The organism is Blastococcus sp. SYSU D01042 (genome assembly GCF_054050515.1).
Genome location: NZ_JBJGZM010000001.1, coordinates 293418 through 316956 on the forward strand (window position 1 = coordinate 293418; position 23539 = coordinate 316956).

A 23539-nucleotide genomic window follows, 5' to 3' on the forward strand; every position below is an offset into this window, starting at 1 on the left:
CCATCGGGCCGGGACGGCTGCCGCGGGCGGGCCGGGACCACCCCGAAGGGGTCACCGGACGTGGTGGCGGCCCGGTCCCCGCGGCTAGCGTCCGCGCGACCACCTCGAGCCACCGACACCTGGAGTTCCCGTGGGAGAGCCGCGCACCGGCCGCGTCGTGGCGGTGCACCCGCACGCCGACCTGTACGGCAGCGACCGGATGTTCCTGGAGGCCCTCGCCGCGCTCGGTCCCGACGTGCTGGCCGTCCTGTCCACGTCCGGACCGCTGGTCGAGGCGGTGCGGTCCCGGGGTCACGAGGTCCTGGTCATGGACTTCCCGGTGCTGCGCAAGGTGGAGCTCAAGGACCCCCGCAAGGCCGCGGTGTTCGGCTGGCGCTTCCTGCGCTCGGTGCGGACCCTGTCGGCCTGGCTGCGCGCTCAGGGCACCGCCGTGCTCTACGTCAGCACGGTGACCGCGCCCGAGTGGCTCCTGGCCGGGCGGCTCGCCCGGGTCCGCGTCGTCTGCCACGTGCACGAGAGCATGCCCATGCCGCGCCCGGCCCGCACGCTCCTGCTCTCCCCCCTGCTGGCCGCCGACGTCGTCGTCGCCAACAGCGCGACCACGCAGGAGTGGGTCGCGCACGCCCCCGGCGCCCGCGTCGCCCAGCGCACCCGCGTGGTGCACAACGGGGTGCGGCCCCCCGACGCCCCCGCCACGGCCGCGGCCACGGGCTCCCGCGATCTCGTCGTGGTCGGCCGGCTGTCGACCATCAAGGGCCAGGACACCGCGATCCGGGCGACCGCCCTGGTCCGCGCCGCGGGCCACGACGTGTCGCTGACCCTCGTCGGCGACTGCTACCCCGGCTACGAGGCCGTCGAGTCCGACCTGCGCGAGCTGGCCGTCCGCGAACGGGTCGACCAGGTGACCACGTTCACCGGCTTCGCGGACCCGGCGCCCCACGTCGCCGGCGCCGCCGTCGTCCTGGTCCCCTCGCGGGTCGAGTCCTTCGGGCTCGTCGCCGTGGAGGCCCTCCTGCTCGGCCGGCCGGTCGTGGCCGCCCGCACCGGCGGGCTCCGCGAGGTCGTCCGGGACGGCGAGACCGGCCTGCTCGTGGACGCCGACGACCCGCGGGCGCTGGCCGACGCGGTGATCCGGCTGCTGCGGGATCCCCAGCTGGCCGCCTCGCTCGGTCAGGCCGGCCGGGCGGACGCGGAGGCGCGCTTCTCCATGGCGGCGTTCACAGCGGCCCTGGCCGACGCCGTCCTCCCCGGCGGTCAGCTGACCGCGCGCACCAGCCGGTCGACGGCGGCCTCGATGAGCGCGAAGCACGCCAGGTAGTCCTCGGCGGGGCGCCGGTACGGGTCGGGCACGTCGGCCCCGGAGCCGCCGGGCACCCGGTGCGGACCCGCCAGCGACGGCAGCGCGGCCAGCCGGGCCGCCGGTCCCTCGGCCACCTCGGCCGGCCACCCCGCGTCCGCGACGGCCTCCGCGATGGCGGCCGCCTCGGTCAGCAGGAACGTCCGGCGCACGGTCGCGGGTGCCGCGGCGACGACGGCGGCGCGGTGCTCCCGGGTCATGGTCAGCACGAGCCCGGCGTCCCGGAGCAGGTCCGCCCGCACCTGCCGGGCGGCGAAGGGCTGCGCCGGGACCCCGGCATCCGCAAGCAGACCGGCCATCGGCGGGTCGACGGGCCGGCCGACCAGGGCCAGCGTGCCGGCGCTGCTCACGGTCACGCCCGAGCCGCCCAGCCGGGACGCCAGCAGCCGCTCCCCCACGGGGGAGCGGCAGATGTTGGCCGTGCACACGACGAGGACGGAGACCCCGGTCGGGGTCCCGTCCCCGTCGGAGGGTGCGGGGACTCCGGTCACCGGCGTCCGGAGGGCTCGGGCCTGCCGGCGGGCCGGGACGCGGGCACCGTCAGCAGGCTGCGGGCGGCCGCGACCTCCGGCCGCTCGGACCGCTTCGGCCCGCCCGGCGCCGCCTCGTAGCCGTAGCTGCCGACGGCACGCGTGCGGACGTGGGTGAGCACGACGCCCGCCGTCCGCGCGCCGACGCGCTCCAGGATCTCGAGGCTGCGGAGCAGCGCGGGACGGCGGGTGCGGCTCGCGTCGGTGACGAGCACGGTCCCCGAGACGAGCCGGGCGAGGACGGCGGAGTCGGTCACCGGCAGGAGCGGAGCCCCGTCGACGAGCACGACGTCGTGCGTCGCCGCCAGCCGGGCCAGCACGTCGGCCATCGCCGGCGAGGACAGCAGCTCGCTCGGGTTGGGCGGCAGCGAGCCGGCGGTCAGCACGTGCAGGCCGGAGCGGCCCCAGTCCTGCAGGACGTCGGTGAGCCCGGCCTGCCCGATGAGCACCGTGGTGAGCCCGGCCGCACCCTCGAGGCCGAAGACGTCGGCCTGCGACGGGCGGCGCAGGTCGGCGTCCACGAGCGCCACGCGCAGGCCGGCCTCGGCCAGGGTCGCGGCCATGTTCGCCGCCACGGTCGACTTGCCCTCGGCGGCGTGCGAGGAGGTGACGAGCAGCGTGAGCGGCTCGCCCGGCCGGGCAGTGAACTGCACGGCGGTGCGCAGCGACCGGAATGCCTCGGCGGCAGGGCTGCGCGGGGCGTTGACGACGACGAGGTCGCGGCCCCCGTTCGCCGCGGGCGGGGTGTCCAGCGTCGCCAGCAGCGGGAGGTCGGTCACCCGGGCCAGGTCCTCGGCGGTGCCCACGCGGGTGTCGGTGAGGTCCCGGAGGACCGCCGCGCCGATCCCGAGGACCAGGCCGGCGAGCAGACCGACCGCCAGGTTCAGCGTGGTGCGCGGAGCGCTGGGCGACGACGGCGGCGTCGCCGGCGCCACGGTGACCCCCTCGACCGTCGGCTGCCCCTCATCGGTCTGCGGCGCCAGGGCGGCGACCGTGGTGACCAGCTGCTCGGTGACGGCGTTCGTCAGCTCGGCGGCGCGCTCTGACGACGAGTCGCTGACGCGCACCTGGAGGACGACGGTCCCGGACACGACCTCCGCGCTGACCCGTGAGGCAAGGGCCCGCGGCGTGGTGTCCAGGTCGAGCTTCGCGATGACCGGTTCGAGCACGGCCGGCGTGCCCGCCAGCATGGCGTAGGAGGCCACCTGGCTCTGGGCGTACGCGGACCCCTGGGCCAGGTCGTCGGCGCTGTCACCGAACCGCAGCGAGAAGAAGATGCTGCTGCTCCCCTGGTAGGACGCGGGCGTCAGCAGGGAGCCGACGCCGGCCACCAGCAGTCCCGCCAGGGCGACGGCGGCGGTCCACCGCCAGCGCCGGCGGAGCAGCTGCAGGAATTCGTGCAGGTCCATCGGTTCTCCCCCGTTGCGTCCATCCCGATCGATCTGGCCGGGCGCGTCGCCCCGGGGCACCGGTCGGGTGGCCGACGGATGCCTTCCCGGGGAAGCTACCGAGACCGCGACGTCCCGGGACCGGTGCGGGGGGAAGGCTGACCCGAAGGGATGACCGGCCGTGCCCCCCGAGGTGCCCGGCCGGCCTGCCCCTTCCGGGTGGCAGCGCGCTGCCGGTACGCGGGGAACCGCGCCGTCCGCCCGCAGACTGGGCGCGTGACCAGCCCGGGGACCGAGACGAGCCGCCGCAGCGGTCCGGCCTCCTCGCCCGCTCCCCTGGCGACCCGGCCGGGTGCCGTCCTCGCCGTGGTCGTCGCGGCGTGGGCCGCGGTCCCCGCGCTCGTGGCCCCGCCGAAGCTCACCTGGGCCGTGCTCGCCGTCCTGCTCGCCCTGGTGCTGGCGGCGCTGTGGCGGAACCAGCGGACCGTCCGCTGGACCACCCCCGTCACGCTCGTGACCGTCGTCCTCCTGTGCGCGACCGTCTCCAGCGTGCACCACGGCACCCTCCCCGAGCTGGTGCCGGGTGCGGCCACCGCCGCGCTGCTCGTGGGCTGCACGCTGCTGGCCGTCGCCTGCGGGCCCGACGACGTCCGGCTGCTGGCCCGCGGGCTGGTCCTCCTGGCACTGGTCGAGCTGGCCGTCGCGATGGTGACCAGCGCGACCGGGCTGCCGTCGCCGTGGGGCTACCTCGGCGGACCTGCCCCGGCCTACGACGCCAACGAGCTGGTCCCCGCCCTCGGCGGCCGCTCGACCGGCACGACGGCCCACCCGATCCCCTTCGGGACGCTCATGGCGGTCGCGGCCGCCCTCTGCCTCACCCGGGCCACCCGCTGGCCGGTGCTCGTGCGGGCCCTCGCCGGTGCGGCCGCCTGCTACGGCCTGGCCCTGTCGGGCAGCCGCAGCGCCGCCGTCGTCCTCTGCGCCGCGACGCTCGTCGCCGTCCTGACGCCGGGCGCGCTGCGGATCGGTACGGCCGCCCGGATCGCGACCGTGCTGCTCACCGGGATCCTCGCGCTCCGGCTGCAGGACGCCACGCTGGCGATCTACAGCAGCCTGGAGGGCACCGGCTCGCTGACCCACCGCCTGGCCGCCCTCGACGCCGCCGGCCGGCTGCTCGACCGGCCCTTCGCGCAGACGTTCCTCGGGAGCGGGACCGGCTCCCTGGACGACCTGTTCGACGCCGGGTTGCTGCAGCTGGACGGCTTCTTCGCCGTGGACAACCAGCTCGTGGCCACCTTCGCCGTCGCCGGCCTCGTCGGCCTGGCGGCGCTGTGCGCCGCGCTCCTGCTCGGCCTGCTGCGGGGGGACCCCCAGGTCCGGCCCGCCGCCCTGGTGCTGCTCGGCATGCTCCTGTCCTTCGACCTGCTGGAGTGGAACGCCACCGCCGTGCTGCTGCTCGCGGTGGTGACGCTCGGCTCCGGCGTCGCCCGCCCGGCCCGGCCCGGCCGCGGGGCGGCGGTTCCCCGGCCGCCCGCGGCCCTCCCGGTGGGGGTCGCGTGACCGCCACCGAACTGCCCTCCCCGGCTGCGGACGAGCCGCGCACGGACCAGCCGCAGGCCGCCCGCGCCGCCGGGATCACCCTGATCGGCCAGGCCCTGCGCATCGTCCTGCAGTTCGGCTCGATCGTGCTGCTGGCCCGGCTGCTCCTCCCGTCCGACTACGGCCTGCTGGCCATCGTGCTCGTCGTCGTGGGCATCGGCGAGATCGTGCGGGACTTCGGGCTGAGCACCGCCGCGATCCGGGCCCCCGAGCTGCCGACGCCGCTCCGGGACGCGCTGTTCTGGATCAACACGGGCATCGGTGCGGTGCTGTGCGTGCTCGTGGTGGCGTCCTCAGGGCTGCTGGCGGCGCTGTTCGACCGCCCCGAGCTGACCGGGATCGCCTGCGCCCTGGCCGCGACCTTCCTGCTCAACGGTGCGGCCACCCAGTTCCGCGTGACCCTGACCCGGGACATGCGCTTCCGGGCCCTCGTCACCGCGGACGTCGTCGCGCAGGCCGCCGGAGCTGTCTCGGCGGTCGTCCTGGCCGCGACGGGAGCCGGGTACTGGGCCCTGGTCGCCCAGCAGCTGGTCCAGGCGGCGGTCGTGCTCGTGCTGGTCGCGCTCCCGGCCGGCTGGGTGCCCGGCCGGCCGCGCCGCACCCCGGGGGTGCGCCCGTTCCTCACGCTCGGCCTGAACCTGGTCGGCACGCAGCTGATCAACTACGCGGGCAACAACGTCGACACGGTGACCATCGGCCTCCGCCTGGACGCCGCGGCGCTCGGCCTCTACAACCGCGGCTTCCAGCTGCTGATGACCCCGCTCAACCAGCTCCGCTCCCCCGCCACCACCGTCGCCCTCCCGGTGCTGGCCCGGCTGCAGGACGACCGCGAGCGTTTCGACGAGTACCTGCGGCGGGGTCAGCTGGCCCTCGGGTACCCGATCGTGGTGGCGCTGGGGATGGTGGCCGGCGCCGCGGGACCGGTGGTGCAGCTGTTCCTGGGACCGCGGTGGTCGGAGGTCACCCCGCTGCTGGCGCTGCTGGCCGTGGCGGCGGCGTCCCAGACGCTGGCCTTCGTCGGGCTGTGGACCTACCTGACCCGCGGCCTGGGCGCCCAGCTGCTCCGCTTCACCGTCGCCACCGCGCTGCTGCGGCTGGTCTGCGTGCTGGCGGGCAGCTCGTGGGGGGTCGTCGGCGTGGCCGCCGGCTACGCCGTGGCCGCCTTCCTCGAGTGGCCGCTGTCGCTGTGGTGGCTCTCGCGCATCACCCCGTTCCCCGGCCGCACCCTCGCCGGCGGTGCGGTCCGCATCCTGGCCTGCGCCGCACCCGCGGGGGCTGCCGCCGGGCTGGTCTGCCTGGCCGGCGGTGCGCTGCCGGTCGTCGTCCAGCTGCTGCTCGCGGGCCTGGCCGGGCTCACCGCCGTCGCCCTCCTGGCCGCCGTCACCCGCTCGATCCGCGACGACCTCGCCGGCGTCCTGGCGTTCGGCCGCTCCATGGCCCGCCGGTGACCGCCCGCCTGGCGCTCCGCCCCCACGGGGAAGGACCCGACGCCATGACCGCCCAGCCGGGGCCACCGCGGCCGTTCACCGTGCTGCAGTCCTTCCCCGAGCCACGGGAGACGACCAACCCCTACGTCGTGATGCTCCGCGAGGCCCTGGACCGGACGCCGGGCGCGCAGGTGCTGACCTTCTCGTGGCGGCGGGCGCTCACGGCCCGCTACGACGCGTTCCACGCGCACTGGCCCGAGATCCTGGTCGACGGTGCCGGGCCGGTGAAGAAGCCGGTCCGGCAGGCGCTGTTCGTGGTGTTCCTGGTCCGCCTGCGGCTGACCCGCGTGCCGCTGGTGCGGACGGTGCACAACCTGGAGCTGCCCGAGGGGCTCTCCCGCCGCGAGGTCGTGCTGCTGCGCTGGGCCGAGCGCGTGACGTCGCTGCGCATCCGCATCAACGGGACGACCGAGCTCGCCGCCGGCGCCCCGGTCGAGACGGTCCTGCACGGCCACTACCGGGACTGGTACGCGCCGCACCCGCGCCGGGAGCGCCGTCCGGGCCGGCTCGCCTTCGTCGGCCAGGTCCGCCGCTACAAGGGCGTGGAGTCCCTCGTCGCGGCCTTCGCCGCGACCTCCGACCCCGACCTGACCCTGCGCATCGCCGGCCGGCCGACCTCCGAGGAACTCGCCGACCAGCTGCGCGCGGCCGCCGCCGACCCGCGGATCAGCCTGTCGCTGCAGTTCCTGACCGATGCCGAGCTGGTCGCCGAGGTGACCGAGGCCGAACTCGTCGTCCTGCCCTACCGGGAGATGCACAACTCCGGCGGCGCGCTGGCCGCGCTGTCGCTGGGCACGCCGGTGCTCGTGCCGGACAACGAGGCGACCCGCGACCTGGCCGCCGAGGTGGGCCCGGGGTGGGTTCACACGTTCACGCCGCCGCTCACCGCCGCGGACCTCGAGGGGACCGTCGCCCGGCTGCGGACGAGCCCGCCGGCCGCCGCGCCGGACCTCTCGCGCCGCGAGTGGGACGGCGCCGGCCGCGCCCACCTGGCCGCGTACCGGCGGGCTCGGACGGCGCTGCGCGGCTGAGGACGGCCCGCACGCCCGCTAGCGGAGGAAGCGGGCCTCGCGGACCGCGGTGCCCACCTCGAGCGCCTCGCCCAGCGAGCAGGCCCCCCACCCGTCGGCCGCGTAGCCGGCGAGGACCTCCGCGATCAGCCGGCCGCGGTCCAGGACCGGTGCGGGCCCGTCGGCGGCGCCGTCCTCGGCGCCGGCGAAGCCGTCGTGCGCGAGCACGATCGCACCCGGGTGCACGCCCTCGCGGGCCTTGGTCAGGCGCTCGTCGTGCGGCACGTCCCGCCAGTCCCACGTGGTCGGGCCCCACAGCACCGGCATCAGGCCTGCACCGGTGACCGCCCGCCAGGTGCGGGGCGTCTGCCGGCCGTAGGGCGGGCGGTGCCACCGGACGGTGCGGCCCGCGGCGTCCTCCAGCTCGGCCCGGCCGGCCCGCATCGCCGCGGCCACCTCGCCGGTCGCACGTTCCGGGAGCGCGCGGTGGTCGACGCCGTGCAGCGCGACCTCGTGCCCGGCCGCCACGATCTCGTCGAACAGCGACCGGTAGCGGCGCACCCGGCCGACCAGCACGAAGAAGGTCGCCGTGGCCCCGGCGTCGGCCAGCGCGGCGAGCACGCGGTCGGTGCCGCCCGGCTCGGGTCCGTCGTCGAAGGTGAGGACCACCCGGGGCTCGGTGGTGCGCACCCGCACGATCGACCCGGCGACCGGGCCGGCCGCCCGGCGGGCAGCCGTGAGCACCGCGCGGGGGCCGATCACGCCGTCACGCGACCCAGCCGCCAGCGCCGCCCGTCGCGGGCGTACTCCTCGTAGACCACGCCCAGCGCGCCTGCGAGCATGCCGGCGCCTCGGAACAGCGCACGGGCGCCGCGTGCCTGGTGGCGCTGCGAGCGCAGGGCGACGCCCAGCGCCCAGCGCGCCGCGCCACCCCCGAGGCGGAGCACGCCGCGGCCGAGACCGCGGGCGCGCACCGCGAGCCGCGCCGCGGCTCCGGGGGTGAGCCGCAGCTCGGTCAGCACGGTCGCGTTGCCGTGGCTCCAGGCACGGGTCAGGACCCAGCGGCGGGTCATCCGCTCGGCCGGCACGCGGTCGTGCACCGCGGACTCCGCGCACCAGACCATCCGTCCGCCCGCCCGCGCCAGGGAGCGGCTGAACAGCGTGTCCTCGCCGCCGGCCAGCCCGAGCGAGGACTGGAAGCGGGTCCCGGCGGCGCGCACCTGCGCGAGGTCCAGGAGCAGGTTCCCGGTCGCCGCGACGTCGATCGGGGTGCCGGTGGGCAGCTGCCGGCGCACGAAGAACCGGCCGGCCTCGATCCAGGGGTCGACCGGCACGGTGTACTCGGCGAGGACCCGACCCGAGACGGCCGCGGCGCCGGAGTCCTCCCAGGTGCGCACGAGGGCTGCGAGCCAGCCCTCCCGCGGCCGCTCGTCGTCGTCGATGAAGGCGAGGAGGCGGGACTCCGCGGCCTCGTCGAGCGCGCGGTCGCGCACCGCGGCGATGCCCGGGCGCGTCTCGGTCACGTAGCGCACACCTCGTACCCCGGAGGCGACGGCGGCAGCGCTGCCCGCGGGGTCGTTGTCGACGACGAGGACCTCCGCGGTGTACCGGCTCCCGGCCGTCACCTCGGCCGCCTGCTCGAGCAGGCGCGGCAGCAGGTCGGCCAGGTCCGCCGGGCGGCGGAAGGTCGGCACGGCGACCGTGATCCGGACCCCGCCCTCGGTGGGGCCCCCGTGGATCGAGGGCGACGCGGTCGTGGCGGTCACCCGCTCATCACAGCACCGGAGGACCGCCGTGCGCCTCACCCGAAGGAGCGGGGGTGAGGCCTCCGGACGAGCGCGAGCAGCGCGATGCCCACCCCCTGGAGGGTGCCCCGCGTCACGGCGAGCAGCGGCCGCGGCGACTGCACGAGCTGCCGCCGACCTCCGCGCAGCAGGATCTCCCAGCTGACCCGGGGGGTGCGCACCAGCCAGCCCAGCAGCTGCCGGCGGGGCAGGTTGCGGGCGGCGAAGACCAGCCGGTTGCGGGCGTTGTACCGGTAGTAGAGCTCGGACTTGGCGTCGCCGGTGCGCTCCTCCTGCGTCCCGCCCTCGTCGTGCACCGCGACCAGGTCGGAGCGGACCACGAGGGTGCCGCCCGCGGCCAGCGCGCGGTGGCTGAGGTCGACGTCCTCCCAGTAGAGGAAGTAGTCCTCGTCGTACCCGCCGATGCGGTCGAGCATCTCCGCCGAGACGACCAGGCAGGCCCCGGTCAGCCAGTCCTCGACGGGGCCGCGGGAACGCGCCGGGCTGTGCGGCGCCCCGGTGCGGCCGTCCCGCAGGCCGAGCGTCGACCCGGCGAAGACGGTCGCGCCGCTGGAGTCCACGATCCGGGGGGCGAGGACGGCGAGCGGGTCGGCCAGGCTGGCCCGACGCAGCTCGTCGAGCACCTCCGGGGTGGCCGAGGCGTCGGGGTTGAGGCAGCAGAAGGTGGTGCAGCCCAGCTGCCGGGCCCGGGCGAAGCCGGCGTTGCTGGCGGCGCCGAACCCCCGGTTGTCCGGGAGCGCGACCAGCTCCCATCCGCACTCGGCGGCCAGCGCGGTGACCGCGGCCCGCTCCTCGTCGGTGCTGTGGTTGTCCACGACGACGACGCGGACGTCGGGGCCCAGCGGAGCGGTGCCCGCCAGGTTGAGCCGCAGCAGGGCGCTGGAGCCGTAGTTGACCACCACGACGCCCAGCACCCCCGGAGCGCCGCGGGGAGCGGCGGTCCGGGGGTGCTGGGTGGTCACCGGGACACGCTATCCGTGCCGGTGCGGATCACTGCGCAGCCGGCGCCGTGCCCGAGGCGCCGATCCACAGCTGCTCGACGCGGACCGGGACGGTCCCCGTCGCGCTGGCCGAGACGTACTGCTGCACCGAGAACGAGCCCGCCCGCTGCAGCACCGCCGTGTCGTCGGTGCGGGTCAGCGCCCAGTCCGCCGGTTCGGGGGTCCCGGCGGTCCACGCCTTGACCCGGAGGGTCGTCGCCGTGGTGCCGCTGACGTCGAACCGGACGTTCAGCGTCGTCCCGACCTGGTAGCCGCCCTTGAGCACGTAGCCGTCCAGGATGGTGTCCTGGTCGTCGACGGTGCGGATCAGCATGATCTCCACCTGGCGGTCGGCCCGGAACCGCAGCTTGACCGTGTAGTCGGTGGTCCCGACGCTCCGCGAGGCGAGGCTCACGTAGACGCCGCCCCCCGTCGGGACCTGCGGCAGGTTCAGCCCCACCTGCACGGCGCTGTCCAGCTGGGAGAACTGCGCCAGGGTGGCCGTGGTGGTCTGCCCGGCCGGACCGGTCAGCTGACCGGCACCACCGGTCACGGCGGCGTGGGCGAGGGCGCCCGCGACGGCCCACGGGCCGCCGACGTCCGCGGTACCCCAGCCACCGACGACCTCGCGGTCGAAGGCGTCGGCAGCCAGCGGAGCGTCCGCCGGCGGGGTCGTCGGCCCGGTGACGGTCACCGACCGGGTGGTCGTGCCGGTCAGGCCGGCGGCGTCGGTGACGGTGAGCCGGACGGTGTAGGTGCCCGCCGCGGTGTAGGTCCGCGACGCGGTGGCGCCGGTGGCGGTGGTGCCGTCACCGAAGTCCCACGCGTAGCCGGTCACCGCCGCGTCGTCGGTCGACGTCGAGCCGTCCACGGCCACGGTCAGCCCCGAGGGGACCGTCGTGAACGCGGCCACCGGCGCCTGGTTCGGCTGCGGGTCCGTCCCCGGCTCGGGCTGGGGCTCGGGCTGCGGCTCGGGCTGGGGCTGGGGCTGGGGCTGGGGCGCCACCGTGCCGGCGGGGTCGACCCGCAGGTCGTCGACGCGGACGGTGCTGGCCGCGGTCGCGCTGCCGGACGTGTAGACGTCCACCACGACCCCACCGGCCCGCTGCAGGGCGGCGGTGCTGTCGGTCCGGGACAGGTCCCAGGCCGCCGGCTCGGTCGTGCCGGCCTTCCAGACCTTGACCTGGACGGTCGTCGGCGCGGTGCCGCGGGTCTCCAGCCGCACGTTCAGCGACGTGCCGGCGCTGTAGCCGCCGGCCAGCAGGTAGCCGCCGAGGATGACGTCCTCGTCGTTCACCGTGCGCATCAGCATGACCTCGACCTGGCCGTCGGCGCGGAAGCGCAGCTTGGCCCGGTAGTCGGTCAGCCCCACGTTCCGGCTGCCCACGCTGACGTACGAACCACCGCCGGTGGTCAGCGCCGGCATGGTCAGCGTGGCCTGCACCGAGACGTCGGTCCGGTTCAGCCCGGCCAGCTTGGCCGAGGCGCTCTGCCCCGCACCCGTCACCAGGCGGCCGGTGCCGGCGGTGACCGACGTCGAACCCGACGTCGTCCACGCGCCGCCGACCTCGGCGGTGCCCCAGCCGGAGGTCACCTCGCGACCGAAGGTGTCGGCCGCCAGGGGCGCCCCGGCGGGCGGGGTCACCGGCGCGGTGACGGTCACCGACCGGGTGGTCGTGCCGGTCAGGCCGGCGGCGTCGGTGACGGTGAGACGGACGGTGTAGGTGCCCGCCGCGGTGTAGGTGTGCGACGCGGTGGGGCCGGTGGCGGTGGCGCCGTCACCGAAGTCCCACGCGTGACCCGCGACGCCGACGTCGTCGGTCGAGGCCGAGCCGTCCACCGTGGCCGTCAGCTGCGACGTGGTCGCGGTGAACGCGGCCACCGGCGCCTGGTTGGGCACCTCGACGACCGTGCCGGCCGGCTCGACCCGCAGGTCGTCGACGCGGACGGTGCTGGTCGCCGTCGCGCTGCCGGTGGTGTAGACGTCCAGGCCCACGGCGCCCGGGCGCTGGAGGGCGGCGGTGCTGTCGGTCCGGGACAGGTCCCAGGCCGCCGGCTCGGTCGTGCCGGCCTTCCAGACCTTGACCTGGACGGTCGTCGGCGCGGTGCCGCGGGTCTCCAGCCGCACGTTCAGCGACGTGCCGGCGCTGTAGCCGCCGGCCAGCAGGTAGCCGCCGAGGATGACGTCCTCGTCGTTCACCGTGCGCATCAGCATGACCTCGACCTGGCCGTCGGCGCGGAAGCGCAGCTTGGCCCGGTAGTCGGTCAGCCCCACGTTCTGGGAGGCCAGGCTCACGTACGTGCCTCCACCGGTCGTCAGCGCCGGCAGCGTCAGGGTCGCCTGCACCGCGACGTCGGTCCGGCTGATGCCGGCCAGCTTGGCCGAGGCGCTCTGCCCCGCACCGGCCGCCAGGCGGCCGGTGCCGGCGGTGACCGACGTCGAGCCCGACGTCGTCCACGCCCCACCGCGCTCGGCGGTGCCCCAGCCCGAGGCGACCTCACGACCGAAGGTGTCGGCCGCGATGGACCCGGCGCCGGTGGGCGGCGCGGTGACGGTCACCGACCGGGTGGTGGTGGCGGTCAGCCCGCCGGCGTCGGTGACGGTCAGCCGCACGGTGTAGGTGCCCGCCGCGGTGTAGGTCCGCGACGCGGTGGCTCCGGTGCCGGTGGTGCCGTCACCGAAGTCCCAGGCGTAGGTCAGCGGGGCGTTCTCGGGGTCGGTCGAGCCGGTCCCGTCGACGCGGGCGGTCAGGTCGGCCACCTGCGCGGTGAACGATGCCGCCGGCGCGAGGTTCTGCCCGCGGCCGAGCGCGGTGTGGCTCGACACCTGCTGGGCGGTCAGCGCCACGGGGTACACGGCGACCTCGTCGATGGCCCCGTTGAACCACGCACCTCCGGACCAGGAGGTGTCACCACCGATCCGCCAGTACCCGTTGAACGGCTGGGCACGGAAGGACCCGGTGCGGGACCCGACCTGGGTGCCGTCGACGTACATCGCCAGACCGCTGGAGTTCATGGTGGCGACGACGTGGTGCCAGGTGCCGTCGTTGTAGGTGCCCGTGGAGGAGACCACCGTCGCGGCGCCGTTGTAGATGCCGAAGTTCAGGCGCCCGGCGGTGTCCATGTACACGTGGCGGTCGTGGTTGTCGCTCAGCCCGGAGGTGCGCTCGCCGAAGCCGATGATCTTGCCGCCCGTGCGGGACGTGGTCTTGAACCAGGCCTCCAGGCTGAAGGTCTGCGGCCCGGCGATCGGGGTGCCGGTGGAGGCGCTGCCGCTCGACGTGCCGTTGAACGTCGCGGCGCGGTTCGCGTCACCCTGGATCGCACCGGCCGTGCCGCGGGTCACGCCGCTGCCGACCGTCAGGTCGCGGGTGCCGGCGTAGTCGTAGGCGATGCCGCCCGAGGGCTCGCCGAGGTACCAGTGGTTGGTGGCGCCGTCGGCCATGACGGCCTGGGCGTAGCGACGCGGCGAACCGCTGCTCGCGGCGGGCACCGTGCCGTTGACCCAGGCCGAGGCGAGCTGGTTCCCCGACGCGTCGGCCATGGTCACCTGCCAGCGGTGATCGCCGGCCGAGGCCCCGGTGTCCGTGCAGCCGTAGGTCGGCAGGTTCCACCAGCGGGAGGGCCGGGTGACCTCGCAGACCGGAGCCGAGGTGTTCGTGTCGCGGTAGACCCGGTAGGTGAGGTTCTCGTTGTCCTGGTCGGCCACGGCCGGCCAGGTCACCCGCACGCCACCGGGGAGCATCGTCGGGACGACGGTGAAGGGCGCGAAGCTCTTCGGGCCGATCTTGCCCGGGGCCAGCGGCCGCACCGCGAACCGGGTGAGGCCCTCCTGGCCGACGCCGTTCACGGTGGGGAACTCGCCGCCGTAGACGACGTAGTCACCGTTGCCGGCCACCGACCAGCCGGCCTGGTACTGCTTCGTGAAGGTGCCGCCCTCGAACTCGGGGTTCCACGCGAGGAAGGACGGTGCCGGCTGGCCGACGAGCTGGTTGTTGGTCGACCGGTTGTTGATCCACGGGCTGACGCGCTGGACGGTGCCGGTCGGCGCGGCCGACACGGCCTGGGCGAAGTCGTGGTAGCGAGGGTTCTGCTCCCCGAAGGCACCGATGTTGGCGCAGTCGTGGGCGTGCGAGGAGGTGTAGACGACCTCGTTCGTGGCGTAGACCCCGTAGTGGTCGCCTCGGCAGTCGGCGAACCACACCGGCGCACCGCCGTCGGCGCGCGCGGCGAAGGTGCCCTCGAGGTTGCCCGGGCCGCCGTAGTCGTAACCGGTGCCGTAGACGACGCCGTTCGCGGTCGACAGACCCATGATCGCGGAGTCCGGCCCCTGGTTGCGGAGCAGCGAGTTCACGGCGAACGGCTTGGTCGCGCCGGTGGTGGCGTCGAGCGCTCCCACACCGGTGGCCGACGAGCCGTTCAGCGAGGCGAATCGGCCGGCGACGACGACCTGGTTGGTGCCCGCGAGCACCATCGACGTGATCAGGTTGCTGGTCCCGCCGGGCTGCGGTGCCCAGGCCAGGAGGGTGCCGTCGGTCGGGGTGACGGCGGCCAGCCGGGTGCGCGCCACCGAACCGACCGCGGTCACGGAGCCGCCGAAGTACACGGCGGAGCTGGTCGCGGCGATCGCCGACACCTGGCCGGTCACCGCAGGGCGGAAGTCCGCCGCGAGCTGGCCGGTGGCGGTGTCGAACGCCGCGATCCGCGACCGGACCGCGCCGTTCACCCGGCCGAAGTCGCCGCCGACGAAGAGGCGGGAGCCGTTGGGGGACGCGGCGAGGGAGAGCACCTGGCCGTCGAGCGTGGGCGCGAAGGAGGTGATCAGCTGACCGGTGCGGATGTCGTAGGCCAGCAGGTGGCTGCGGGGCGTCTCCGCAGTGCCCTTCGGAGCGCCGGCCGGACGGGCGCTGGTGAAGTTGCCGCCCACGTACACCGTGTTGCCGACGATGACCTGGGTCCAGGCGACCCCGTTGATCTGCACCGTCGGCAGCGAGTCCGCGGTCACCGTGGTCGGCGTCGCCGCGGCCGTGGGGTCCAGGGGCGCCCAGTCGGCATGCGCCGTGGCCGGGAACGCCCCCCCGAGCACTCCCGCCATGAGCAGGGTTGCAAGCAACCCGGCCATGAGTGTTCTCGGAACGGCAACTGCGCGTGCTGACATGACGTCTTCCCCCGTGGTCGCATGGCCGTCCTCCGGCCAGTCGGACGAACACTAAGCGTGACGAAGGGTGACGGGGCATCCCCCGATGCGGTGACAAACGCCCTGGACCGGCAGCCGCGACCCCCGCTTCATCACCCTGGGTGACGCCGTTCGGGTGCCCAACTGACCGCAGGGCCCCCGGCGGTCGCCGGGGGCCCTGCGGTCGTGCGGTCGTGCGGGACGGGGGTCAGGCGGTGGGGCCCCGGAACACCATGAAGGGGGCACCGGGCCGGTACCCGACCGCGACGGACACGTCCCGGCGGTCGTCGGCCGGCACGCTGAAGACGTACACGGCCTCCGCCGTGGCGCCCGCGTCGAGGGTGCCGCCGAAGGGGGACGCGGAGGGGTCGTCCAGCGGCGACGCCGGCACGGCGTCGGTGCCGTGGGTGAGCTCGACGGCGACCCCCTCGAGCGGCACCGCCTCGTCGGTGCCGTTCGTCAGCCGCACGGTCACCCGCAGCGCCGGACCCGCGACGTTCCCCCGGCCCACGCCGGAGCCGTCGATGGCGGTGATCGAGACGAGCGAGCCCGTGACCCCGTCGCCGGTCGCGGCGGGAGCGTCCAGCGCGACGGCCGGCAGGTTCGGCGGGCGCTCGTCGGCGGCGACGGACTGCCCGGCGGGGCCGCTCGCGACCGGGGGCGGCGGGATCGCGGGACCCTCGATCGTCGGCTCGTCGCTGGGCGCGGCCGTCTGCGTGGGCTCGACCGCGGCCTCGGTGCCGCCGTCCTCACCGCCGCCGCGGGTGCCGAGCACCAGCACCAGCGCCACGAGCGCGGCAAGCGCCAGCGCCGTCCCGGCGATCAGCAGGCGTCGGCGCCCGGCGCCCCCTCCCGTGCCCGGACCGGTTCCCGGCTCCAGTTCGCCTCCCACGGCGTCTCCCCCTTCGCGCTCCGTGCGGAGCTCCTGTTCGCGGTCGGTCCCGGGCCCGCGGCTCACTGCTGCGCCGCCGGGAGGTGCTCGTGCGGGGACGGCTCGGCCTGGGTGGGCAGCCGCCGGACGTTGTCCGGCAGCGGCGCCACGTCCCTCGCCGGGCTTGTGTCCTCCGGAGTGCGCCGCCCGCTGGGGCGGTGGCGCGGGAAGCCCCGGCCGGCGAGCACCCGCGCCAGCTCCTCGTAGCCGTGGGCGACGGCGTCCCAGTCGTAGGAGCCGGCCAGCTCGCGGGCACGGCGGCCGGCGGCCCGGACCCGGCGGGGCTCGGCCTCGGCGGCGTCGACCAGCGCGGCGAGGTCCGCGGGACCCACGAAGTACCGGCCGGCCTCGGCCGCGACCTCGCGGTTGAAGTCGACGTCGTAGGCGAGCACGGCGGCGCCGGCGCCGATGGCGCGCAGCAGCGAGGGGTTGGTCCCGCCGACCGAGTGGCCGTGCAGGTAGGTGTAGGCGTTGGCGTACAGCTGGTCGAGCTGGACCTGGTCCCAGACGCCGCCCAGGAACCGGACGCGGTCGTCGGCCGCGGCGTGCACCCGCGCGGTGTAGGCGTCGGAGTAGGGCGCCGAACCGACCACGACGAGCGGCTTGGTCGCCGCGCTGCGCGTGTAGCCCTCGACGATGACGTCGACGTGGTTCTCGGGCTCGAAGCGGGCCACCACGAGGTGGTAGCCGCCCGGGGTCAGCCCGAGCTCGGCCAGCCGTTCCGTGCCGGGCTCGATGAGCGGGGCGCCGTAGGTGAGCAGCGTGGTCGGGGCGGCGAACTCGTGCCGGTAGTAGTCGGCGATGCCGACGGCGTCGGCGATCAGGGCGTCGGACCAGCGCACCGCCATGGCCTCGGCGGCGCGGTAGTAGCGCTGACCCAGCGGGCCCCACTTGGCGCGCTTCCACTCGAGGCCGTCCACGTGCGTGGCGACCGGGATGCGCGCGGCGCGCAGCAACGGGAGCAGCGGTGCGTTGGCCGCGTTGAAGACGAAGGCGGCATCGGCCCGGTGACCGAGCAGGTGGCCCACGGACAGCGCCGAGTGGCTCAGCGTCTCCAGCGAGCGCTTGCGCGCCGCGGGCAGGTGGACCAGCTCCATGCCGAGGTGCCGGGCGGGACGGGTGCCGTCCCCGGCCGACGTGCGGCAGTAGACGACGACGCGGTGGCCGCGGTCGGCCAGCCGCCGGCCGACCTCCTCGACGGCGGTCTCGAAGCCGCCGTACCGGGCGGGGACACCTCGCGTGCCCAGCATGGCGATGTGCATCGGGAATCCGTCCGTTCGCTGGTCAGCGACCCGACCGGCCGCTCCGGCGCGTGCGTACGCGTCGCGGACCAAGGATCGGCGAGCGGGAGCGCGCTGAACCCGGTCCGGGGGACGCCGTGACCCCTCGGGGTGACCCCCGGAGGGGGTGGTTCAGTACGCGCCGGAGGAGCTGAGGACGGCCCTGGCGGTCTTCCAGAGGATCAGCATGTCCAGCGCCAGGGACCAGTTCTCGACGTAGCGGAGGTCCAGACGGACCGCCTCCTCCCACGGCAGGTCGCTGCGGCCCGAGACCTGCCAGAGGCCGGTCAGGCCCGGCTTCACCAGCAGCCGCCGGCTCACCGAGGAGTCGTAGCGGGCCACCTCGCCCGGCAGCGGCGGGCGCGGGCCCACCAGCGCCATGGAGCCGCCGAGGACGTTGAGGAGCTGGGGCAGCTCGTCCAGCGAGAACCGGCGCAGCCAGCGGCCCACGGGGGTGACCCGCGGGTCCTCGCGCATCTTGAACAGCAGCCCGTCGGAGATGTTGCCGGCCTGGATCTCGGCCAGCCGCTGGTCGGCGTCGACGACCATGCTGCGGAACTTGAGCATGGTGAACGACCGCCCGTTGATGCCGATGCGCTCCTGCCGGAAGAGGACCGGTCCGGAGCTGGTCAGGCGCACGGCCAGCGCGATGCCCAGGAGCACCGGGGCGAGGACCAGCAGCGCCACGGCGGCGGCGGAGCGGTCGACGGCGCCCTTGACCATGCGCGGCCAGCCCTCGAAGCGGGGCTGCTCGACCGAGAGCAGCGGCAGGCCCTCGAACGGGCGGATGTGCAGCCGGGGGCCGGCCACCTCGATCAGCCCGGGGGCGACCAGCAGCTCGACGCCGCTGCCCTCGAGGCGCCAGGAGAGCTGGCGCAGGTACTGGGCGGCGGTCTCGCTGGCGGAGGTGACGGCGATGGTGTCCGCGCCGAGGCGGGCGGCCATGGCGACGACGTCGTCCAGGCCCTCGACCGGCACGTCGGCGAGGCCGGCCACGCGGGACCGGTCGGCGGGGGTCACGCAGAAGCCGACGACGTCCAGACCGGCGTAGTGCTCGCGCCGCAGCCGGTCGGCGAGCTCGAGGACCGCGCCGCCACGGCCGACGACGATGACCCGCTTGGTGCAGCGGCCGCGGGCGCGCAGCCGGCGGAGGTTGCAGCGCGCGGCGTAGCGCCAGGCCAGCGTGGCGACGGTGAGGGCGGGGACGCCGATGACCACCAGCGCGCGGCTGAGGTCGAGATCGGCGGCGTAGGAGACGAAGCCGGCGACGGCCAGCGCGACGAGGCCGGCCCGGCCGACGGTGCGGTACTCGTCGCTGCCGGTGCCGAAGACGCGCTCGTCGTGCGCACCGCAGGCCCACAGCAGCAGCGGCCAGGCGGGCACGAGCGCCACGGCGGCCCAGAACAGCGAGGGCGCCGGCGGCAGCCCCTCCGGCCGGGTGAGGACGACGCCCGCGCCGATGGCCGCCGCGGCGAGCGCCTCGACCACCGCGAGGCCGAGCGCGTAGCGGCGCACCCAGGGAGCCGAGGGCCTGCGGCCCAGCGCACGCACAGGTGCCGGTGAGGTGTCCCGGCGCGGGGCCGGGATCCGGTCCAGGCCGCTGGCCAGCGCTTCCTTGTCCACCAACACGTGTGCTCCCCCGTTACGCGGTGTTATCGGGTCGACACGCGAGGGGTACGGCCGGTAGGCCACCGAACAGGACGTTCTCCCCCGGGTGAAGTCCTCGATGCCGGGAGAACACTCACAGTCCGTCACCGCCGGGGTCAACACGAACGGGCTGCCTTCACCCTTCCGGGGGCCGGGGCGTCCCCCGATCACGCTGCGCCACCGCTAGCTGCGGGCGTGCACCTCGTTCTGGGCGGCCTCCAGGCCGCGGGCCAGCAGCACCTCGACGGCGTCGGCGGCCTCGACCAGGAGCAGGTCGAGCTCCTTGCGCTCCGTGGCGGAGAAGTCCTTGAGCACGTAGTCGGCCGGGTCCTGGCGGCCCGGGGGGCGACCGATGCCCACGCGGGTCCGCAGGTAGTCCTTGGTGCCGGTGGAGCGGGTGATCGAGCGCAACCCGTTGTGCCCGCCCTCGCCGCCGCCGCGCTTGAGCCGCACGACCGCGAAGTCGATGTCGAGCTCGTCGTGCACGACGACGAGGTCGGTGGCGGGCAGCTTGTGGTAGTCGAGCAGCCCGCGCACGGGGCCGCCGGACTCGTTCATGTAGGTCAGCGGCCGGGCGAGGACGACCCGCCGGCCGGCCAGCCGCCCCTCGCCGCTGACCGCGCGCGACCGGGCACCCTTGCCGGGCGAGAGCCGGATGCCGGCGCGGTCGGCGAGCAGGTCGAGCACCATCGCGCCGACGTTGTGCCGGTTGCCGGCGTACCCGGGCCCGGGGTTGCCCAGGCCCACGACGAGGAACGGCCCCTCGGAGGGTGCGGACGCCGCGGGGGCGCCGGCAGTGCCGGCGCCCCCGCGGGTCGTGCTGTCGGTCAGCGGAGGCCTCAGCTGTCCGCGGACTTCTCGGCCGAGTCCATCGACTCGCCGCTGCCCTCGTCCTGCGGCTCCGGGACGACGTCGCCGTCGGCATCGGACTCCTCGCGCTCGATGCCGGCCTCGGCCTCGGCCTCGGCGAGCTCGGCCTCGAGGGCCTCGGCGGTGGGCGCACCGAGGAAGCCGATGACCAGGGCCTCGGCGTCGGTGATCAGCGTGGCGCCCGAGGGCAGCACGAGGTCGCCGGCGGCGATGTTCTGGCCGGCCTCGCGGCCGGTGATGTCCACCTCGATGCTCTCCGGCAGCTTGGTGGCGTCGGCCTCGATCGAGACGGTGTTGAGCTGGTGGTTCGGGATCGAGTCGGGGGCAGGCTCGCCGACGACGACGATCGGGACGTCGACCGTGGTCTTCTCACCGCGGCGGACGAGCAGCAGGTCGGCGTGCTCGTGCTGGCGGGTCAGCGGGTCGCGCTGCACGGCCTTGGTGAGGGCCAGCTGCTCCTTGCCGTCCAGGACGATGGTCAGCAGGGCGTTGGTGCCGCCGTTGCGCAGGGCCGCGGCGAACTCGCGGGCCGGCAGCGACAGGTGGACGACGTCCTGGCCGTGCCCGTACAGGACGGCGGGGACGCGGCCGGCGCGACGGGTACGGCGGGCGCTGCCCTTGCCGAACTCGGTGCGGGTCTCGGCTTCGAGCCGGAAGTCAGCCACGGTGATGTGCTCCTCGGGAGGTGGATCGGTCTGCGGGCCGGCGCCGACGCAGCACACCTCAGGAGGCACACGCACGTCGATCACGGAGCGGAGGCTCCCTCGCCGGGCAACGCAACCAGACTACGCGACGCAACCGAGGGTCCGCCCGAGCGGGGGCCCGGAGGGTCCCCCGAGGGCGGACGGGCGAGCAACGCCGCGGAGCGGGTCCTGAAGAGCGGGGGCCCGGAGGGTCCCCCGAGTCAGGACGGGAACGCGCTCGTCGCAGCAGGGGACGGCCCGTGGCCGCGGTGCGATCCGGAGGATCGCGATGTCACGAGGCGCCGTCGAAGAGGCTCGTCACCGAGCCGTCCTCGAAGACCTCCTTGATCGCCCGGGCGAGCAGCGGGGCGATCGACAGGACGGTGAGCTTGTCGAAGCGGCGCTCGTCCTCGATGGGCAGCGTGTTGGTGATGATGACCTCGCTGACCTTGCTGTTGGACAGCCGCTCGACGGCCGGGCCGGACAGCACGCCGTGGGTGGCGGCGACGATGACGTCGGCCGCGCCGGCGTCGAAGAGCGTCTCGGCGGCCTTCACGATCGTGCCGCCGGTGTCGATCATGTCGTCGACCAGGATGCAGACGCGGCCCTCGACCTCGCCGACGACGCGGTTGGCGACGACCTCGTTGGCGACCAGCGGGTCGCGGGTCTTGTGGATGAAGGCCAGCGGGGTGCCGCCGAGCTTGTCGCTCCAGCGCTCGGAGACCCGCACCCGGCCGGAGTCGGGCGAGACGACGGTGATGTCGCGGTCGCCCCAGCGCTCTTTGACGTGCTCGATGAGCAGGTCGAGCGCGAAGAGGTGGTCGACCGGGCCGTCGAAGAAGCCCTGGATCTGCGCGGTGTGCAGGTCGACGGTCATGAGCCGGTCGGCCCCGGCGGTCTTGAACAGGTCGGCGACCAGGCGGGCCGAGATCGGCTCGCGGCCGCGGTGCTTCTTGTCCTGCCGGGCGTAGGGGAAGAACGGGGCGACGACGGTGATCCGCTTGGCCGACGCGCGCTTGAGCGCGTCCACCATGATCAGCTGCTCCATGAGCCAGGTGTTGATCGGCGCGGTGTGGCTCTGGACGACGAAGGCGTCGCAGCCGCGCACCGACTCCTCGAACCGCACGAACAGCTCGCCGTTGGCGAACTCGTAGGACGCCGTCGGGGTCGGGGTGACGCCGAGGTGCCCGGCGATCTCGCCGGCGAGGTCGGGGTAGGCCCGGCCGGAGAAGAGCATGAGGCTCTTGTTGGTGGTCTGCCGGATGGCGCTCATCGGCTCTGCTGTCCCTCGTCGTCGTGGTGCGCCCCGGGGTGCTCGGGGGCGTCCGCCCGCCGCTCGGCGGCTTCGGCGGCCTCCGCGGCGGGGCTGCCCGGCCGGCGGCGTCGCACCCAGCCTGCCACATTTCGCTGGGGCCCCCGCGCCACGCCCATCGCCCCCGGGGGGACGTCCTGGGTGATGACCGAGCCCGCGGCGGTGTAGGCGCCGTCGCCGATGGTGACCGGTGCCACGAGCATCGTGTCCGACCCCACGCGGACGTGGTCGCCGATCGTCGTGCGGTGCTTGGCCACGCCGTCGTAGTTGACGAAGACCGTGGCGGCGCCGATGTTGGCGCCGCGGCCGATGGTCGCGTCGCCCACGTAGGACAGGTGCGGGACCTTCGACCCCTCCCCCACCTCGGCGTTCTTCGTCTCGACGAAGGCGCCGACCTTGGTGCCGCGTGCCAGCCGCGTGCCCGGGCGCAGGTAGCTGAACGGGCCGACGGTGGCCTCCGGCCCGATCTCCGCCCCGAGGCAGTGCGACCGGACCACGCTGGCGCCGCTCGCGACGGTGCAGTCGACCAGCGTCGTGTCGGGGCCCACCACCGCCCCGGAGGCGATCGTCGTCGCCCCCCGCAGCTGGGTGCCGGGCTCGAGCACCGTGTCGTTCCCCACCTCGACGGTGACGTCGACCCAGGTGGTCTGCGGGTCGACGACGGTGACGCCCGCGCGCATCAGCTCGTCGAGCACGCGGTCGTTCAGCGTGCGCCGCCGCTCGGCCAGCTCCCGGCGGTCGTTGCACCCGAGGACGTCGTCGGGGTCCCCGGCGCGGACGGCGGCGGTCGGGGCGCCGCCCTCGACCAGCGGCGCGAGCGCGTCGGTCAGGTACTGCTCGCCCTGCGCGTTGGCCGACCCGATGCCGGCCAGCACCCGGCGCAGCGTGCCGGCGTTCGCGACGTACACCCCCGCGTTCACCTCGCGGATGGCGCGCTGCTCGTCGGTGGCGTCGCGCTCCTCGACGATGGCCCGCGGGGCGCCGTCGGCACCGCGGACGATGCGGCCGAGCCCGGTCGGGTCGTCCACCTCCGCGGTCAGGACGGTGAAGACGCTGCCCGCCGCGTCGTGGGCGTGCACGAGCGCCTCCAGCGTGCCGGTGGTCAGCAGCGGCGAGTCGCCGTTGAGCACCAGCACCGCCCCCTCGACGTCGGGCACCGCGGCCAGCGCGACCTCGGCCGCGTGACCCGAGCCCAGCTGCTGCTCCTGCACGACCGCCAGCGCCCCGGGGGCGATCTCGGCGAGGTGCGCGGCCACCTGCTCCCGGCCGGAGCCGACGACGACGACGGTGGTGCCCGCCGCCAGCGGGGCGGCCGCGGCCAGCACGTGACCCAGCAGGCTGCGCCCGCCGAGGGCGTGCAGCACCTTGGGGGTCGACGAGCGCATGCGCGTCCCCTGGCCCGCAGCCAGGACGACCACGGCGGCGACGGGCGGAGCCCCTGCGGGACGGGACGACGACGGTTCCTGCGGGGCCACGGGTCTCCT

The 23539-nt window shown here is 75.4% G+C and carries 17 protein-coding genes; 4 read left to right on the plus strand and 13 right to left on the minus strand.

Annotation, left to right across the window (positions count from 1 at the left end; genetic code table 11):
- Positions 1–130 precede the first annotated feature (130 nt).
- Entirely contained in the window at positions 131–1318 is a 1188-nt protein-coding gene (locus tag ACI79H_RS01485) for a glycosyltransferase family 4 protein (protein ID WP_456552600.1), read from the plus strand.
- Here the strand turns inward: ACI79H_RS01485 and ACI79H_RS01490 are convergent.
- A complete protein-coding gene (locus tag ACI79H_RS01490) occupies positions 1255–1848 on the minus strand; it encodes an arsenate reductase/protein-tyrosine-phosphatase family protein (protein WP_456552601.1) in 594 nt (197 codons plus the stop codon). The two genes, ACI79H_RS01485 and ACI79H_RS01490, sit on opposite strands and share 64 nt — an antisense overlap.
- Positions 1845–3296: a polysaccharide biosynthesis tyrosine autokinase gene (locus ACI79H_RS01495; protein ID WP_456552602.1), complete on the minus strand. Its 1452-nt coding sequence runs from the start codon at positions 3294–3296 to the stop codon at positions 1845–1847. The genes ACI79H_RS01490 and ACI79H_RS01495 overlap by 4 nt, the downstream gene beginning before the upstream one ends.
- Positions 3297–3551: 255 nt before the next feature.
- On the opposite strand from ACI79H_RS01495, the gene ACI79H_RS01500 reads away from it, so the two are divergent.
- Genes ACI79H_RS01500 through ACI79H_RS01510 form a run of 3 tightly spaced genes read left to right on the plus strand, consistent with a single transcriptional unit; the run spans position 3552 to position 7392 of the window.
- Entirely contained in the window at positions 3552–4835 is a 1284-nt protein-coding gene (locus ACI79H_RS01500) for a hypothetical protein (protein WP_456552603.1), read from the plus strand.
- Positions 4832–6322, plus strand: coding sequence for a lipopolysaccharide biosynthesis protein (locus ACI79H_RS01505; protein ID WP_456552604.1), 1491 nt, complete (start codon positions 4832–4834; stop codon positions 6320–6322). Before ACI79H_RS01500 ends, ACI79H_RS01505 begins: the two co-directional genes overlap by 4 nt.
- Before the next feature lie 44 nt (positions 6323–6366).
- Positions 6367–7392: a glycosyltransferase gene (locus tag ACI79H_RS01510; RefSeq protein WP_456552605.1), complete on the plus strand. Its 1026-nt coding sequence runs from the start codon at positions 6367–6369 to the stop codon at positions 7390–7392.
- 18 nt (positions 7393–7410) lie between these two features.
- On the opposite strand, the gene ACI79H_RS01515 is transcribed toward ACI79H_RS01510, so the two are convergent.
- From ACI79H_RS01515 to glmU, 11 genes are all read right to left on the minus strand, one after another.
- Positions 7411–8133 carry a polysaccharide deacetylase family protein gene (locus tag ACI79H_RS01515; protein WP_456552606.1) on the minus strand — a complete coding sequence of 241 codons (723 nt, stop codon included), beginning with the start codon at positions 8131–8133 and terminating at the stop codon, positions 7411–7413.
- The gene (locus tag ACI79H_RS01520; RefSeq protein ID WP_456552607.1) at positions 8130–9137 is read right to left on the minus strand and encodes a glycosyltransferase family 2 protein; all 1008 of its coding nucleotides are present in this window, start codon (positions 9135–9137) and stop codon (positions 8130–8132) included. The genes ACI79H_RS01515 and ACI79H_RS01520 overlap by 4 nt, the downstream gene beginning before the upstream one ends.
- 35 nt (positions 9138–9172) lie before the next feature.
- A complete protein-coding gene (locus ACI79H_RS01525) occupies positions 9173–10138 on the minus strand; it encodes a glycosyltransferase family 2 protein (protein WP_456552608.1) in 966 nt (321 codons plus the stop codon).
- Between the two features lie 28 nt (positions 10139–10166).
- Positions 10167–15278 carry a PKD domain-containing protein gene (locus tag ACI79H_RS01530; protein ID WP_456552609.1) on the minus strand — a complete coding sequence of 1704 codons (5112 nt, stop codon included), beginning with the start codon at positions 15276–15278 and terminating at the stop codon, positions 10167–10169.
- A gap of 262 nt (positions 15279–15540) precedes the next feature.
- A complete protein-coding gene (locus ACI79H_RS01535) occupies positions 15541–16224 on the minus strand; it encodes a hypothetical protein (protein ID WP_456552610.1) in 684 nt (227 codons plus the stop codon).
- Between the two features lie 62 nt (positions 16225–16286).
- A complete protein-coding gene (locus ACI79H_RS01540) occupies positions 16287–17525 on the minus strand; it encodes a DUF1972 domain-containing protein (RefSeq protein ID WP_456552611.1) in 1239 nt (412 codons plus the stop codon).
- Positions 17526–17675: 150 nt separating this feature from the next.
- Positions 17676–19172, minus strand: coding sequence for a sugar transferase (locus ACI79H_RS01545; protein ID WP_456552612.1), 1497 nt, complete (start codon positions 19170–19172; stop codon positions 17676–17678).
- Positions 19173–19373: 201 nt separating this feature from the next.
- Positions 19374–19937, minus strand: coding sequence for an aminoacyl-tRNA hydrolase (gene pth / locus ACI79H_RS01550; RefSeq protein WP_456552613.1), 564 nt, complete (start codon positions 19935–19937; stop codon positions 19374–19376).
- Between the two features lie 92 nt (positions 19938–20029).
- A complete protein-coding gene (locus ACI79H_RS01555) occupies positions 20030–20725 on the minus strand; it encodes a 50S ribosomal protein L25/general stress protein Ctc (protein ID WP_456552614.1) in 696 nt (231 codons plus the stop codon).
- 310 nt (positions 20726–21035) lie between these two features.
- Complete coding sequence (locus ACI79H_RS01560; protein ID WP_456552615.1) at positions 21036–22016, minus strand: ribose-phosphate diphosphokinase; 981 nt, start codon at positions 22014–22016, stop codon at positions 21036–21038.
- On the minus strand, positions 22013–23530 hold the full coding sequence (gene glmU / locus ACI79H_RS01565) for a bifunctional UDP-N-acetylglucosamine diphosphorylase/glucosamine-1-phosphate N-acetyltransferase GlmU (RefSeq protein ID WP_456552616.1): 1518 nt from the start codon (positions 23528–23530) through the stop codon (positions 22013–22015). The genes ACI79H_RS01560 and glmU overlap by 4 nt, the downstream gene beginning before the upstream one ends.
- Positions 23531–23539 lie beyond the last annotated feature (9 nt).